This window comes from Polynucleobacter asymbioticus QLW-P1DMWA-1 (assembly GCF_000016345.1).
Lineage (GTDB): Bacteria > Pseudomonadota > Gammaproteobacteria > Burkholderiales > Burkholderiaceae > Polynucleobacter > Polynucleobacter asymbioticus.
Window position 1 is genome coordinate 322,591 of sequence record NC_009379.1, and the last position, 14,512, is coordinate 337,102.

Below are 14,512 nucleotides of genomic sequence, written 5' to 3' on the forward strand. Positions count from 1 at the left end.
TTTAACTTCCTAGTAGACGACGTGATAATGATGAGCTAATTCCAGCATCTCGATATTTTAAGAATTCATTTAACTTCGGGTAGCCTGCCTCAAATAGTTCACGAGGCATGCGGGCATCTTTAGCCGGGTATATCCGACCCTTTGCTTCTTTGACAATAGCATCCAAGCGATTCATGAGTTTGTGTGTACGCGATGCATGATTTGGAAAATCTAGCGCTAGCGTAACTCCGGGCTCTGGAAAGCTGAGCATTCCTAGAGACTCTCTGTTGCCAAAGGTCTTAAGCACTGCAAGAAATGAGCCTTCACCTGATTTTTCAATTTCCTTCAGCATGGCTTGAGTAGCGTCTTGCCCCACATTTCTTGGAACAACACTTTGGTACTGAAAGAATCCCTTGGGGCCATACATTCGATTCCACTCTAACAGTTTGTCTAATGGATAAAAGAAGGGCTCGTAATGTACAGTGCTTGTTCCAGCTTTGTATTTTTGATGGTTGCGGTAAAGAAAATTAAAGGGGCGTAAGGTAAGACTATTAACTAGAGAAATGGGCGGCACAAAAGGCATTTTTTTCTCAGCCTTCATTTTTGGAGCATGCTTTAGTTCTTTATTTGGATTGGCGCGCATAAAAATGCCCTGCCCTTTGCCGGATATGCAGTCAATCCAGGAGACTGTATGCTCCCAGTCTTTTTCAGAGGAGTCAGCTAACTCAAAAAATTCAGATAAATTGGAATAGGGGATTGACTCAGTATCTAGCCAAGGGCCAGCAGTGGGGCGCATCTGAATTTCTGCTTCAAGAATTACGCCAGTAAGTCCTAAACCGCCTAAAGTTGCGGAAAACCATTCGGTATTATGTAAAGGCCCACACTCAATTATGGTGCCATCAGTTCGTATTAATTTAATATTTTGAACGTGATCACCAAACGACCCAAGTAGATGATGATTTTTCCCATGTACATCATTTGCAATTGCACCGCCCACTGTGACCATCTGAGACCCCGGGGTGACAGGTAATATCCATCCCCTAGGTATCAGGAGTCTTTGAATATCTCTTAAGAGTACACCAGACTCACATATCAGGCGCCCGGTATGTTCATCAAAATGGATTAGGTGATGAAGCCCAGTCGTGAGCCACAAAGCTCCCTTTGGATTTAATCCTACATCCCCATAGCTACGACCCATGCCATGAGCGATTCCGCCCTGAGTTTCATTTGCACGAATTTGATTGAAAGCCTGATGTCGATCATTTAAGGGGATAACCTGATGATCTTCATGGCTTAATCGACCCCAGGAGGAAATTGGTTTCATTTAATCTGGAAGGTATTTACAGGGTGTTGAGGGTGTATTTATTAGGCATGCGATATTTTGAGTATTTTAAAGGCTGATAGTAACTATTCATAAAGTAACCGTTAAATATATATTGATATTGTAATTAATGCGAAAATAAGACCCATGGCATCTGTATTCTGAATTTAAAAGCTATTAGTCTGAGACATATGAAAATTGAAAAAACTGGATTTAGTCTGAAGGACCGCTTAATTGCGCTTATAAAGCTATTAAGACCAAAGCAATGGGTAAAAAATGGCTTTGTTTTTGCGCCTTTAGTATTTTCGGGTGAGATGCTCAATACATATGCACTAGCCCAAGCCTCTCTGGCTGCTTTCTTTTTTTGTATGGCATCGTCTGCAACTTATATAGTGAATGATATTCATGACATAGACCATGATCGTCGGCACCCTAAAAAGTCCACATCACGCCCTCTAGCTTCAGGCATTGTTTCTAAAAATGCTGCTTTAGTTGTTTTGGCGGCCCTTTATATCGTTTTGGCTCTTGGGTATTTGGTAATGCCAAAGGTTATTTTGGTAATTGTTGCTTATGCTGTCTTAAACCTTGCCTATACCTTTGTCTTAAAGCACGAGCCAGTTATTGATATTTTTACTATCGCTATAGGCTTTGTTTTGCGTGTTATTGCAGGTGCTACTGCCCTGAATTTAGATCCATCAGCTTGGATGTGCGTCACAACTCTATGCTTGGCTTTGTATTTGGCGGCAGTAAAACGTCGCCAGGAGCTTGCTCAAAGTGGGTCTGATGGCCGTAAGGTTTTGCAAAAATATTCAGTATCGCTGGTGGACCGCTACGCAGAAATGTCTGCGACTGGCGCTTTACTTTTTTATAGCATGTTTGTAATGTCAGCCCGTCCTGCATTAGTCATTACCATTCCATTAGTTTTATTCGGTCTTTTTCGCTATTGGTACGTAGTTGAAGCTCTCGATGGGGGCGAGTCTCCAACTGATGCTTTGCTGGCTGACTGGCAATTAATGGCGGTAGTGGTTCTTTGGGTCGCCACTTGTGTTTTTGTTCTCTCCGGATTTAGTCTATGAAAGAATTTTCATACATACTTATTCCTTTTCTGGCTTGGCTGGTTGCAGGAATCTTGAAGTTCTTAATTAATAGCTTGAGAGCGCGTCGTTTTGCTTTTGACTTAATTGGTTATGGTGGGTTACCCAGCAACCACAGTGCTATCGTTTCAAGCATTGCTATGCTCATTGCCTTGAGGGAGGGGATTAATAATCCTGCTTTTGGTGTTGCTATTGCACTGGCCTTCATCGTAATTCTAGATGCCAGCAGTTTGCGTAGGCAAGTAGGCAAGCATGCCTCTGCAATTAACAAGTTAAATTCTCTAAATGCATCTCATGCATCTTTCTTGCGTGAGCGCATGGGGCATACACGCATCGAAATTTTAGCTGGCGTGCTTACTGGGTTAGCAGTAGCTTATTCGGTAAATTTTCTAGCTAGTTGAGTAATGAGTCTCTGAATTTGGATATTTAATAGCCTTTTGAACGGAAGATGCTTGTTTCAAAAAATATATAAATAGCATTAAAAGGCCACAAAAATTCAGACCAATAAAGTACTCAATCTTTACATTTATGAGTTCTGATAGTTGAAACTCGTATTTAATTCCAAACCAAAAGAAAAGAATTAGTCCAAGCGCTATTTTCCCTTGAAGAGTTTTTTTGTTTTGATAGGCCAGTACAAAAGCAGGTAGAAGCACCACAAAATCATAAGGAAGATGCTTTACTGTCATTAGTGATCCAATACATAGTAAAGACAAGGTCTGTAGCCTACAGACGGTTTCTTTTTTTGCAATTACATATGCAATCAATACGCTTACTACAGCTGGGATTCCATAGGTAAACATCAAATATGGTGCGGAATTTTTTGTAAAACCAAAAACTTCAGAAAATGACATTAGATCCGCCGTTCCGAGTCCAACAGAACTGGATCCCACCTTCAGTGGCTCAAGTAAGGCTGTAAGTGGTGGCTCACTGAGGACAATGGAGAAAGCAAGCCATCCAAGCATGCAACTAATGCATGAAATAAAGAACCCTTTAATTCCATGCTTAAAAAGAATAAATACGGATAAAACAGGCATAAAACTATATTTGAAGTATGCAAAGCCCATTAGAAAAAGTCTTAATCCTAACGGCCTCAGAAAAAATGCACAAAATGCCAACAGCACAACTAAGCTATGTTGCCCATTGGATATGGTGTTACGTAGAGAGGCGCTTGCCAAAAAAACAAATAACACAATCAATATATCCCTCTTTGTTAGTTCAACCTCTTTAGAAATGATGTTGACACACACAATAGCAAGTAGGATATTTGTCAACGCCCAAATGAGCTTGGCATACCACCAGTCCATGATTGCAAACGGTGCACATATAAAATAGGCGAGGTGAGCGTAGTTTGGGGCCTGGGATAAGATAATTCTGTTATCAATATTTCCGTTTAAAAAATATTGATAAGGATTGATCCCTTCTAAAAATAGTACTGTAGGGCTCCATTGAAAGTCCTGGCTAAAAACCAATGCATTTTGAATTCCCTTAGCCACTGATATGACCGCAAAAATACCCAGCACCATTATTGGAAGATATCTAAAAAAGGCTTTTTCTCTCATATATAGATATTTTCTAGTCTTTAGGGTTTATTTTGTTGGCGATTGATTTCGGTAAAAATATTCTTTTCAGTCCTGAAAACTCTAACATCACCATTGACTTCTGACACAATTAAACCCTTGTCACATGCTTGTGCAGTGGGACCACTTAGAGCAATTTTTAACCAATCAGGATCTAGTGATCGCGTAATGTATACGCAAATATTAGACGGGAAATTGCTATTCATTTGGTCAGGTAACTTATAGCGTAACTGCAAATCATTGCGCTTCAGAAATGGGTAAAACATCATTCCTACACCTCTAGACATAAAGCTCACTGTCACCGGCCCATTAGAATCTACGCCTTGGGCCAGACTAAGAATCTGCTGTTCAATCTCTAGAGTGGTTGGTCCGTCAATATAGGGATTTTTTGAGAAAGCGGGCCTCATGCCTGCAAAAGAACTTCCTGCCTGATATGCATTAAGGGCGATGAGGATCATCAGTGCCAACACTTTAATGAATTTCTTTTCGGGCAATAGATTGAGGCCGACAATACTAATGAGGCCGAGTGATAAATTGAAAAAAATCTGATACCACATCTCCTGACCAATTGCATATGTCAAGAAAAATGACAGAGACAATAAACCAAGAATAGTTAAGTTACGATGATTTTTAAAGAATGCGAAAAGCACTGTGCTACTAATTACAAAAAGATAAAAAATATTTTTTGGGATCTTATAGAATGGCGTTCTTCCAAACTTTCTTGAAAATTGATAGATCATGTCTTGATTAAATGCATCAAGATTCTTAAATACAAATCCCAAGTACAGGGCAAGCAGGGCTAGAGATACGGATATTGCGAGCACATCCCACTTATTGGGCTGTAGTATTTTCAGACTTCGAGCGCTTTTAAGTTCTAATGCGATAGCTCCAATTATGGGTAAAGATATATATATCGCGTTGAAGTGAAATAGTGCGCAAATAATTAAAATTGCTATTGCTATCCAAAATCGTTTATATATTAAGGCAAGAAAAATTAGAGAGGCGAAAAATATCTCCATTGATTCCATGCGAGCAAGATTTCCGCTTGCTAAGCTTGAGGGGAGAAGAAAGCTTGTAGCTAGCAAAAGGATTGAAATTTTGGAAACAATATCCTTCAGGGTAATTGACAATGTCAAGAAGCCTAGTAAATAGAATGCCCAGGATATTTCTCGGGACAGAGCAAATGAATAACCAAAAATTTTATAAATAGACCCGGTCAGAATCATATAGCCAGGGTTCATCCACATAATAGTGCGCTCATTACTTAGGGCACTAGTAAAGAGAGTGCTGTGCTCAGCCCAGGCAATTGCCTGTAGTGTGAAGCTTGATTCGTCATCCCATGGGATCGGAAAGGTTTGCCAATTAATCCAAAAAAACGCTAAAAAAAAGAATGTAGCGAGGCCAATCGTCGACCAAAAAATAAATGAGTCAACCGTAGTTTGGGGTCTGATTTTCGACATGAGAGTTATTTTATGCTGTTAAGCCTGGCAGATATATAGTGGGAAGGGTGTAGGCAGCCTGTTGGATGGAAAAAAAGAGTTTCAATAGCAAGCCTAATCTTAATATGCATGTAATGACCCACTAAAAACCTGTTCAGTCATAATTATGAAAGGATTATGAAATGGGTATCGTGATGGAAGAAGAGACCAAGAGATGGACAGCCAAATGTAAAGCCGCTTTGGTGATTGAAATTATCCAAGGCAAAACGACAATTTAAGAGTCTAGGCGCGCTTTTGATATTGCCTCTTCTGAGATTGAAGATTGGGTAAAAGATGCCAAAAAAGCCATGGAAAATATACCTAGAGCAAAATCTTTGGATATTCGTGAACAATATGAACCGCAACTCAAAGAGTTGCAGGAGGCTTACGGTGAGGCCATGTTCGAGATTCTTGCACGAAAAAAAGTTGTCATCTCTGTTGGGCGAAGACGAGAAATGATTGCCTCAGTGCAACAGAAGCTAGCGGCAGAGGGAATGAAGGTCTCTATGGGTCAATTAGACAATCTCTGCCTATGATCTTAATGACGTAGTGGTTTTTGGGGTTTTTGATACATCAGGGAATGAGGTCATTCCACAAACGAAAATTTATGCCGTCAGAAGTGCTAATTTTTCTGCGCATACTGTTTTATCGGCTGATATACAGCAGCAATAAATGATGGATGACATGCGTAAAAAGTTAGCCATGCAAATGACGATGTATGTCATGGCTTTGGGGCATCGCCAATCTAAATAAGTGGGAGTATTTTTTCAGTTGCTTGATCAACCGATTCTTGAGAAGGATCAATCGTTAATTCAGCATGCTCGGGTAGCTCATATTCACTGCCGATACCAGAAAAATTAGATAAATTTCCCGATCTTGCTTTTTGATAAAGCCCCTTGACGTCGCGCTCTTCACAGACGCTCATTGGAGTATTGAGATAGACCTCAATAAATCGACTGTCTCCAGCCAGCTCTCTTGCTAACCTTCGCTCTATCTTGAATGGGCTAATGAAAGCGCAGATGACAATGAGGCCTGCATCCATCATGAGTTTGGCTACGTGGGCGATTCTGCGGATATTTTCTGTACGATCTTGATCGCTAAATCCCAGATCTTGATTAAGTCCTTGGCGCACTACATCGCCATCTAGTAAAAAAGTCTGCTTGCCTTGTTCATGAAGTTGAATTTCTAAGGCATTGGCTAATGTTGACTTCCCAGCGCCCGATAAACCAGTAAACCAGATTATTTTTCCAGTTTGACTAAGCAAAGATTCCCTTTGTGTCCTGTCAACAGTCAAAATAGGTGGCGTTAGATGCTTAATGGTTTGCTCATTCATGATTTCATTATGAATCAATAATATTGATTGTTATCAAAAGATCTCCTGGTGAAGATCGTAGTTAATTTCGTTGCAATCTCTTATTTTAGCGGCTGATTTCTTCATTACTAAGCTTTATAACCTCTACGGCGATTGCTTCAAATGAGTTAGGCCTAAATATCAATGTTGAATCAGTCAAATGAGCTAATTACCCTAAACAATTAGGCTGAATCCAAAGTCTTTATTTTAGCCAAGGACTTAATGTAGGTCCGATGGGCATTGATAAGGCAAACATGGATAAAGAATTACTTCTGCTGATGATTTATTGGCTCTTGGAACTAGGTTGACAAGCATAATATGGGGTATTTGGCAGAAAATTGGGTATAGTGATTGCTTGTTCTTAAAGTAGCCTCTCATGAATACCCATCACCAAGAATTTGTCCAATACCAGCTTACCCGCCAGAGCTTTTGGAAACGCATTCATGCTTCTATATCTCGTTCATGGGGCTCGTATTATCAAGGGCGCTTGACTGATATTTATCAGCATTTAATACCTGTTGGATCTCGTGTTTTAGAACTTGGCTGTGCTAATGGACGTTTGCTCGCCGCTTTAGATTCCTCCTATGCAGTGGGGGTGGACTTTAGCTCGCCGGCGCTAGACTCTGCTAAAAAGAAATCTCCCCAGGTCAACTTTATTGAAATGGATGCCCATGAGATTAAATTAGATGATCAAACATTTGATTTTATTATCTTGTCTGATTTGGTCAACGACCTCTGGGATGTACAAACTGTTTTAGAGCAATTGCGCCCTTACTGTCATCCAGAAACACGCATCATTTTTAATTTCTTTAGCCATTTGTGGAGCTTGCCACTGCGCTTTGCTCGCTGGCTTGGTTTGGCTACTCCCAATCTTTCGCAGAATTGGTTAACCCGCCATGATATGAAAAACCTCTTAGAGATTTCTGGGTATGAGCCTTTGCGAGAGTGGCGGGAAGTCATCGCCCCTTTACCGATTCCATTACTATCAAATTTCTGTAATCGATACCTTGCTCGTATTTGGCCTTTTGAATTGCTAGACATTACCAATTTTGTGATGGCGCGTCCGATTGGGCTGGCTCTGAAGAAGAATCCTACAGTCTCTGTCATCGTGGCTGCGCGTAATGAGTCCGGCCATATCGAAGAGCTTATGGAGCGGATTCCGGAGATGGGCGGCGGAACTGAGATCATCTTTGTTGAGGGTAATTCTACTGACGATACTTATGACAAGATTGCTCTAGAGATCTCTAAGAATCCCAATCGCAATTGCAAATTACTTAAGCAAGATGGTAAGGGTAAGGGTAATGCTGTTCGGAACGGTTTTGATTTAGCCTCGGGCGACATCTTGATGATTTTGGATGCTGATATTACTGTGCCACCAGAAGACTTAACTCGCTTCTTTAATGTGATTGCAAATGGTTCGGCAGAGTTTGTCAATGGCGTACGCTTGGTTTACCCAATGCAAGAAGACGCAATGCGCTTTCTTAATCTGATTGGTAATAAGTTTTTCTCATGGGCCTTTAGCTGGCTATTAGGGCAGCCTATACGGGATACCTTATGCGGCACGAAGGTGCTCTGGAATAATGATTACAAACGGATCGCACATAACCGCACTTACTTTGGTGACTTTGATCCCTTCGGTGACTTTGATTTACTCTTTGGCGCCGCCCGACTCAATCTGAAAATCATGGAAGTGCCTATTCGTTATCGCGCGCGTCGGTATGGAGAGACCAACATCTCACGCTGGTCGCATGGCTGGTTACTTCTCAAGATGGTGGTCTTTGCGGCTCGCAGAATTAAATTTACCTAGGTCTGCGCGCGACTTTTTGCCAACTTGGCAAGCGCATGATGAAATAATAAAAAGGGGCTTTTGCCCCTTTTTATTTGTGCGTTTGAGTCTTTTGCTCTATTAAATGGGGTTTCCCTGGCATTCAGCTGCAATTCTTTTGGCATCGATCTTTTCTAGGAAGATTTGTGGCGAAGAGCAGAAGGGCTGTCCGCCTTTACGCATTAATAGATTGACGTAGCGGGTATGCGGCACTAAGTTCACTAGCAGGATTAAAAAAATCAGGAGGCTCACTGCCTTTACTTGCGCCTTGATGGAGTCTAATTTTCGTATTAATACCAGGGCAAATCCAAGAAGAAAAAACTCTGCAAGCAAAAGATAGTGGGGCGCATCTATATACCGAGTGCGATTAATTAGCGAGACTGCATAAAATGCCAGGAAGCTATAGATGCCAAACGTGATGTCGACCTTATTGAGTTTTTTGCGCAATCCATAAAGTAAGACAAGGCAAAAAATCACCAAAATGAGAGGTGATGAAACCTTAGAAAATAAGGTAATTAAGGGCTCAAGTAAGGAGTTGGCAATTTTGCTCAGTACGTAGAGTGCATTGCTATCCATGGCAATTTTTTCAGCATTAGGGTCTGGAGCAAGCCAGCGTGTCATGCTGATAGGATCTTCAATATTAGTAAAGATTGATATGTTTTGATTGAGTTTGAAACTAAAGTAATTTAATGCTTCAAAAGCAATCAGATAAAAAATGTTAAATAAGCTAGTGGCTTTGAAGACATTAATCTTTACTTTTTTGGCACTTACGAAAGTAAGACCATAGAAAAACACAATTAAGCCGAAATTGATTACTAGGCTCAGGCCTGAGCTAATCAGACTGTAAAAAAGTGCTAGCGCTATAAAGCTTGCTAGGCTGGCCAGCTTTAAAGGGTTGTCAGAGTCATTGGACTCGTTTGATTCAATTGGCTTGCCTTCTACCTTTGCGGAAATAAAGTAATAAGTCCAGGTGAAATAAAAGGGCGCAAGCACTAAGACTTGTGCTTTATTTAAGGCGCCACAAAAGAGCATCAGCAAGCAAGCTAATAAAGATAAAACCTGCTTACCTTGGCTATTAAAGTATTGAATATAGAAATACAGGGACCCGAGCAAGAAAAGAAAGGCAATCGGTTCTGTTCTCGTGAGAGTGAAATGAAAAAATACACCATTGCTAATAAAAATGAGCAGGGCAATTAAAAAAGATAAAACACGCTCTCGAGTAATTTTTTGAGCGATATAGTAGGCTACCAAGACATAAGCAATAGTCGTTAGTAAAGCAGCATGCCTTGTCGTGATGATGAGGATCCTCATACTTTCAAGCATAGAGCTTGATTGATTGAGGTCAGTGATGTTCTGGAGATGGTAGAAACCTAAATAATTGGCGATCCCAATCAAATAGGCAATGAGATGGATGGAAAAAAAGCCCGGGTGGTCTAGATACTCTTGATTGGAGCCTGAGTAGACTAGCAAGCCGTTATAAGAGAGGGTGAGCTCTTGGTCCACCCAATGTGGCCAGTTTTGCTTGTAGCCTGTTGCATAAAACAGGATGAGCACGATGGCGCTTAGAGCTAAGTAGGGCCAAATGCTAGAGAGGGTCTGTAGGCAGCGTTTCATGGGTCTATTTTGGCTTAAGATTGATGGTCTAGTACCATTTATACCTATTATCTCTTTTTGCTTTCCAGCCCTTGTCATTTAATCCTCTCTTTGTAGACCAAGCCCCCCTTCATCTCAAATATCGCAAAGATATTGATGGCCTCCGTGCGTTAGCTGTTTTGCTAGTGGTGATTTATCACGCTTTTCCAAATTGGGCCCATGGCGGCTTTATTGGGGTGGATATCTTCTTTGTAATTTCTGGTTACTTAATTACCTCAATCATTTTGGATGGGCTAGCAGATAAGACATTTAGTCTGGTGGATTTTTATTGCAAACGCATTATCCGAATCTTCCCAGCATTAATTTTGGTATTGGCTTGCTCCATTGGATTGGGCTGGTTCATGCTCTATCCAGCGGAACTACAGCTACTCGGAAAGCATCTCCTCTCTGCAGTGGGGTTTTTTTCAAACTTCACCTATCTTTCTGAGGCGGGCTATTTTGATAGTCGAGCCGTTGAAAAGCCTTTATTGCATCTTTGGTCTTTGGCAATTGAAGAGCAGTTTTATCTAATCTGGCCAATACTTTTATGTTTTCTCTATAAATTACGCTCGCGCTCTCCTTCATCTTTAGGTTTTTCTTTGCGTGGGTATTTATTGCTATTGATAGCCTGCTCTTTCGCCTGGAATATGCATCTCATTCATGTGAATAAGTCAGCCGCTTTTTTTCTTCCTTTTAGTCGGTTTTGGGAATTGCTGGTTGGCGCCTTATTGGCTCACGTATTTAGCTCAGATCAGTCTGGGTCTCGTGGGGGTGACGGCATTTCCTCATGGGGCTTGCGGCTGCAGACTATTGCAGAAAATACGTTATTTAGACAGCTTGTTTCATTCTTGGGTTTAACTTGCTTAGTGGTAGGCGTGATGGTGATTTACCCGCGCAGCTTATTCCCAGGCTGGCTTGCTCTTCTGCCCGTTGTTGGTGCTGCCTTGATCCTCTATGGTGGTGAAAAGACTTGGATTAATCGCTACCTTTTATCAAATCGCTTCATGGTCGCCATTGGACTGATTAGTTATCCCCTCTATTTATGGCATTGGGCGCTGCTCTCCTTTGCGCAAATTTGGGGACCAATATTTATTGAGCAGCGCTTACTCATTGTTGGCCTCTCTCTTATGTTTTCTTGGCTTACGTATCGCCTCATTGAAAAGCCATTGCGTAATAGGCAGTTCATTAGAAAAAAATCCAGCGTATTGATTGGATTGATGATTGCCATCTTGGCCGTTGGATTTATTCTGACATCCAATGGTTTTTCTGAAAGAGGCGTGAACACACTTTCTCAGTTTGAGCAGTCTGCTCAAGATGGTTCTGATGGGGGATTTGTTATTCAGGGTTGTGGTTTATCTGACCTGGCTTTTAAAGAATACTTTGCTGGCTGCTTTGAGGATCGGCGCGAGCCTGCTAAATTTGCCTTAGTTGGGGATAGCAAAGCTATGGCATTGTTTCCGGGCTTAGTGCGCAGCTCTCAAGCTGGGGGTAGGTGGCTAACGATCTATGGCCCTGGTGGGGATAAAGCTATCATGCCTTACTTATCTGATAGCCGCGCAGATGTAAAGCCCTCTCAATCAACTTATACCGATCAAGCGATCAAACAAGTTTCCAAAAACTCACAAGTGAAAGTGGTCGCTTTAGCATTTTCAAGCAAAGGCGTCATGACAACCGATGTAGATAGTCTTTATAAGGGTGAGCATCAAGCCCAGGCAATTCAGGGGCTAGATGCGATTGTTGCCAAATTAGTGGAAAGTAGAAAGCAGGTGGTTTTGATAGTCGACAATCCCACCCTGGCATTGCCACAAGATTGTTTTCATAGAAAGCTCGGCATTAGTTGGTTGGATCAATTTGAGAAAATTGATCCCCGCTGCTCAATGACTTATGAAAAGCATACCCAAATGACGGCCAAATACCTTGAAGTTCTGAATGCTGTTGCAAAAAAATACCCAGGTCAAGTTCGCGTATTTGATTCTGGGCCCATTTTATGTGATGTTCAAAATAATATTTGCTCCTATCAAAAAGACGGCCGGAAAATGTATTCTTATACTGACCATATCTCTGACTATGCAGCGGGAAGAGTCGGTGAGGTTTTAAATCATCAACTTGTAGATTCATCACGCTAGGTATCTGGCTCTTGTATATAAAGTAAATAAAGCGTATATAGCACCAATGAAAATAGTCCTAGCCAGTCAATTTAAAAATGAAGCAGTCAGAGCTGTGGAGTGGCTCGAGTATTACAAGGCGCGCGGTATTGTGGACTTTATTCTTTGTGATGATCACTCCACAGATGACTCTATTGCCCGCATTAATAGTGTTGAAGGAATTAAGGTAAAGCACTTTAGTTCACAATCAGTACCCACTCGATTTTCTGGCTCATCTGATACTGAGCTATATAAGTGGGATTTAGAGCACCCTCAAAATCAACATACGAACTTTCGCCGAATGTTTGCTTATGCCTGTGAACACTATAGCTCTGATACAGCCATAGGCTTTTTGGATATGGATGAATTTATTTTTACCAATAGTGATGTGCCACTGCATCAGGTAATTACTGAAAAGATAAAACCCTATGCAGTGATGTCAATTTGCAGCTTTGAGGTCGATTCTCGAACATTTGTATTAAATGGTTCTAATTTGCTGGATCAAACCACACGCTCAATGTCGGTAGAGAGTCGCGCTCGCTCGACGCGCCGTACTACAGTGAAGTCTTTTATTCAACTGGGGCACCCATTAAGTAAATATGCCTTTACAGAACCCATTTCAGAAATTGGGGCCGGAATACATACATCCGGTTTGCCTCTGAGCTCACGTCAAACTTGGCCTAAATTGATCAGAAAGCGCTTGAAGAATTGGCTGCGCATGATGGTGGGGGGCGGGCCAAAGAGATGGTATGCCTTGGAAAGTGTTTGGGTACCGCAGAATCCCCACGACTCCTTTGCTCTAGAGGATTTATGGCTCCGAGTGGACCCCTATAGCCTTTCTTACCTGCATTACCGTACCCCAAGCTATGACATGCCTATCAATGGCCCATTATTTGATTGTGATTATGATCTGAAGAAGTCATGATCAATTTATCAATAGCACCCATAAGTTCGCTAGAAATGTTATTGGACTAGGTTTGGTCTCTAGTGATGGTGATAACGCTATCTGGTCTTAAGGCACCAAACTTAAGAATAGGTATTCAAAGAAGATGATGAGATGAACTACCCCTTGTAAGCGGGTAGTTTTGCCGATAGCTAAGGTCAGGGCGCCAATAAAAAGGGTTAAGTACAACAGTGTGATATTGAGACTACTAATGCCTAGACTAATTGGTAGGTTAAAGAAGATGGCAATAGCCGCTATTACTGGTATCGAGAGACCAATACTAGCAAGAGCTGAGCCTAGCGCTAAGTTCAAACTGCTTTGTAAGCGGTTGGCTCTAGCCGCTCTTACTGCGGCATACCCTTCAGGCAGCAATACTAAAAGTGCAATGGCAATACCAACAATAGTCTTGGGTGCGCCAGCAGCTTTGACACCCGCTTCGATTGCAGGGCTGAGTAGCTCAGCCAAGCCAACAACAATAATTAAGGAGAGGATCAGTAGTACTACGCTGACGCCCGTTTTGAGGTTGCTAGGCTTTTGCGCATGAAAATTGATGTCGGTTTTCTTATCAATTGCTTTAGGAAGGTAGTAATCACGATGACTAACAGTCTGAAAGAATAGAAAAGCAATATAAAGTGCAAATGAGGCAATGCCCGCAAAGGCGAGTTGGCTTTTAGTGAAGTCTGGACCTGGAGAGCTGGTGGTGACAATCGGCATTACTAGAATAAATGTAGCAAGCGCTGTGAGCACTGCCAATGCAGAATTCGTACCGTCATTACGAAAACTCATTTCATAATGCTTGAGGCCGCCAATAAAAATACACAATCCAATCACTCCATTCATCACAATCATGACGGTGGCAAAGACAGCATCACGGGCAATAAATTCAGAACCTTCATGGCCGCTAAGCATCATCGAGATAATCAGTGAGACCTCAATAATCGTGACGCATATTGCTAATACAAGGGTACCAAAAGGCTCACCCGTTTTATGTGCAATCACTTCAGCATGATGAACCGCTGTCAGTACCCCACCAAATAGTGCGATAGCCATAAAAACGATAAACCAGGTTTGACCAGCGAGTTCGTGAATGAGAGTTGCCATACCTATTCCTGCGTTAAGGGGTGAATACTATTAAGATGTCTTAGATTATCCGATGATTGGATGAATT

11 protein-coding genes and 1 pseudogene are annotated in these 14,512 nt (G+C 41.6%); 6 read left to right on the forward strand and 6 right to left on the reverse strand.

What is annotated here, in order from left to right; translation table 11 throughout:
* Nucleotide 1: 1 nt before the first annotated feature.
* Complete coding sequence (locus tag PNUC_RS01720) at nt 2-1,303, reverse strand: FAD-binding oxidoreductase (RefSeq protein ID WP_011902174.1); 1,302 nt, start codon at nt 1,301-1,303, stop codon at nt 2-4.
* Nucleotides 1,304-1,491: 188 nt separating this feature from the next.
* Here PNUC_RS01720 and PNUC_RS01725 point away from each other — a divergent pair, with 188 nt between their 5' ends.
* The gene (locus tag PNUC_RS01725) at nt 1,492-2,376 is read left to right on the forward strand and encodes a decaprenyl-phosphate phosphoribosyltransferase (protein ID WP_011902175.1); all 885 of its coding nucleotides are present in this window, start codon (nt 1,492-1,494) and stop codon (nt 2,374-2,376) included.
* Nucleotides 2,373-2,795, forward strand: a complete 423-nt coding sequence (locus tag PNUC_RS01730; RefSeq protein ID WP_011902176.1) for a divergent PAP2 family protein — start codon at nt 2,373-2,375, stop codon at nt 2,793-2,795. Before PNUC_RS01725 ends, PNUC_RS01730 begins: the two co-directional genes overlap by 4 nt.
* Here PNUC_RS01730 and PNUC_RS01735 read toward each other — a convergent pair.
* Both PNUC_RS01735 and PNUC_RS01740 read right to left on the reverse strand, forming a co-directional pair.
* A complete protein-coding gene (locus PNUC_RS01735; RefSeq protein ID WP_011902177.1) occupies nt 2,784-3,953 on the reverse strand; it encodes a glycosyltransferase family 87 protein in 1,170 nt (389 codons plus the stop codon). The two genes, PNUC_RS01730 and PNUC_RS01735, sit on opposite strands and share 12 nt — an antisense overlap.
* A 20-nt stretch (nt 3,954-3,973) precedes the next feature.
* Nucleotides 3,974-5,218, reverse strand: a complete 1,245-nt coding sequence (locus PNUC_RS01740; protein WP_143704846.1) for a hypothetical protein — start codon at nt 5,216-5,218, stop codon at nt 3,974-3,976.
* A gap of 374 nt (nt 5,219-5,592) precedes the next feature.
* Between PNUC_RS01740 and PNUC_RS01745 the strand changes: the two are divergent.
* Nucleotides 5,593-5,908, forward strand: a pseudogene (locus PNUC_RS01745) (transposase).
* Nucleotides 5,909-6,194: 286 nt separating this feature from the next.
* Here the strand turns inward: PNUC_RS01745 and cysC are convergent.
* Complete coding sequence (cysC, locus tag PNUC_RS01750) at nt 6,195-6,782, reverse strand: adenylyl-sulfate kinase (RefSeq protein ID WP_011902179.1); 588 nt, start codon at nt 6,780-6,782, stop codon at nt 6,195-6,197.
* Between the two features lie 394 nt (nt 6,783-7,176).
* Here cysC and PNUC_RS01755 point away from each other — a divergent pair, with 394 nt between their 5' ends.
* Nucleotides 7,177-8,607 (forward strand): bifunctional class I SAM-dependent methyltransferase/glycosyltransferase family 2 protein, encoded by a 1,431-nt coding sequence (locus PNUC_RS01755; RefSeq protein WP_011902180.1) that lies wholly within the window; start codon nt 7,177-7,179, stop codon nt 8,605-8,607.
* A gap of 99 nt (nt 8,608-8,706) precedes the next feature.
* Here PNUC_RS01755 and PNUC_RS01760 read toward each other — a convergent pair whose 3' ends face one another.
* Nucleotides 8,707-10,239 (reverse strand): phospholipid carrier-dependent glycosyltransferase, encoded by a 1,533-nt coding sequence (locus tag PNUC_RS01760; protein WP_011902181.1) that lies wholly within the window; start codon nt 10,237-10,239, stop codon nt 8,707-8,709.
* A 71-nt stretch (nt 10,240-10,310) separates the two neighbouring features.
* On the opposite strand from PNUC_RS01760, the gene PNUC_RS01765 reads away from it, so the two are divergent.
* Together PNUC_RS01765 and PNUC_RS01770 are read left to right on the forward strand one after the other, a co-directional pair.
* Complete coding sequence (locus PNUC_RS01765) at nt 10,311-12,383, forward strand: acyltransferase family protein (RefSeq protein WP_011902182.1); 2,073 nt, start codon at nt 10,311-10,313, stop codon at nt 12,381-12,383.
* A gap of 46 nt (nt 12,384-12,429) precedes the next feature.
* A complete protein-coding gene (locus PNUC_RS01770) occupies nt 12,430-13,326 on the forward strand; it encodes a glycosyltransferase family 2 protein (RefSeq protein WP_011902183.1) in 897 nt (298 codons plus the stop codon).
* Between the two features lie 87 nt (nt 13,327-13,413).
* On the opposite strand, the gene PNUC_RS01775 is transcribed toward PNUC_RS01770, so the two are convergent.
* On the reverse strand, nt 13,414-14,445 hold the full coding sequence (locus PNUC_RS01775) for a calcium:proton antiporter (protein WP_011902184.1): 1,032 nt from the start codon (nt 14,443-14,445) through the stop codon (nt 13,414-13,416).
* Nucleotides 14,446-14,512: the final 67 nt, after the last annotated feature.

Excerpts from the sequence above, each read along its gene's own strand:
- PNUC_RS01720 (WP_011902174.1), bottom strand. The coding sequence starts at position 1,303 with ATGAAACCAATTTCCTCCTGGGGTCGATTAAGCCATGAAGATCATCAG.
- PNUC_RS01725 (WP_011902175.1), top strand. The coding sequence starts at position 1,492 with ATGAAAATTGAAAAAACTGGATTTAGTCTGAAGGACCGCTTAATTGCG.
- PNUC_RS01730 (WP_011902176.1), top strand. The coding sequence starts at position 2,373 with ATGAAAGAATTTTCATACATACTTATTCCTTTTCTGGCTTGGCTGGTT.
- PNUC_RS01735 (WP_011902177.1), bottom strand. The coding sequence starts at position 3,953 with ATGAGAGAAAAAGCCTTTTTTAGATATCTTCCAATAATGGTGCTGGGT.
- PNUC_RS01740 (WP_143704846.1), bottom strand. The coding sequence starts at position 5,218 with ATGTGGATGAACCCTGGCTATATGATTCTGACCGGGTCTATTTATAAA.
- cysC (WP_011902179.1), bottom strand. The coding sequence starts at position 6,782 with ATGAATGAGCAAACCATTAAGCATCTAACGCCACCTATTTTGACTGTT.
- PNUC_RS01755 (WP_011902180.1), top strand. The coding sequence starts at position 7,177 with ATGAATACCCATCACCAAGAATTTGTCCAATACCAGCTTACCCGCCAG.
- PNUC_RS01760 (WP_011902181.1), bottom strand. The coding sequence starts at position 10,239 with ATGAAACGCTGCCTACAGACCCTCTCTAGCATTTGGCCCTACTTAGCT.
- PNUC_RS01770 (WP_011902183.1), top strand. The coding sequence starts at position 12,430 with ATGAAAATAGTCCTAGCCAGTCAATTTAAAAATGAAGCAGTCAGAGCT.
- PNUC_RS01775 (WP_011902184.1), bottom strand. The coding sequence starts at position 14,445 with ATGGCAACTCTCATTCACGAACTCGCTGGTCAAACCTGGTTTATCGTT.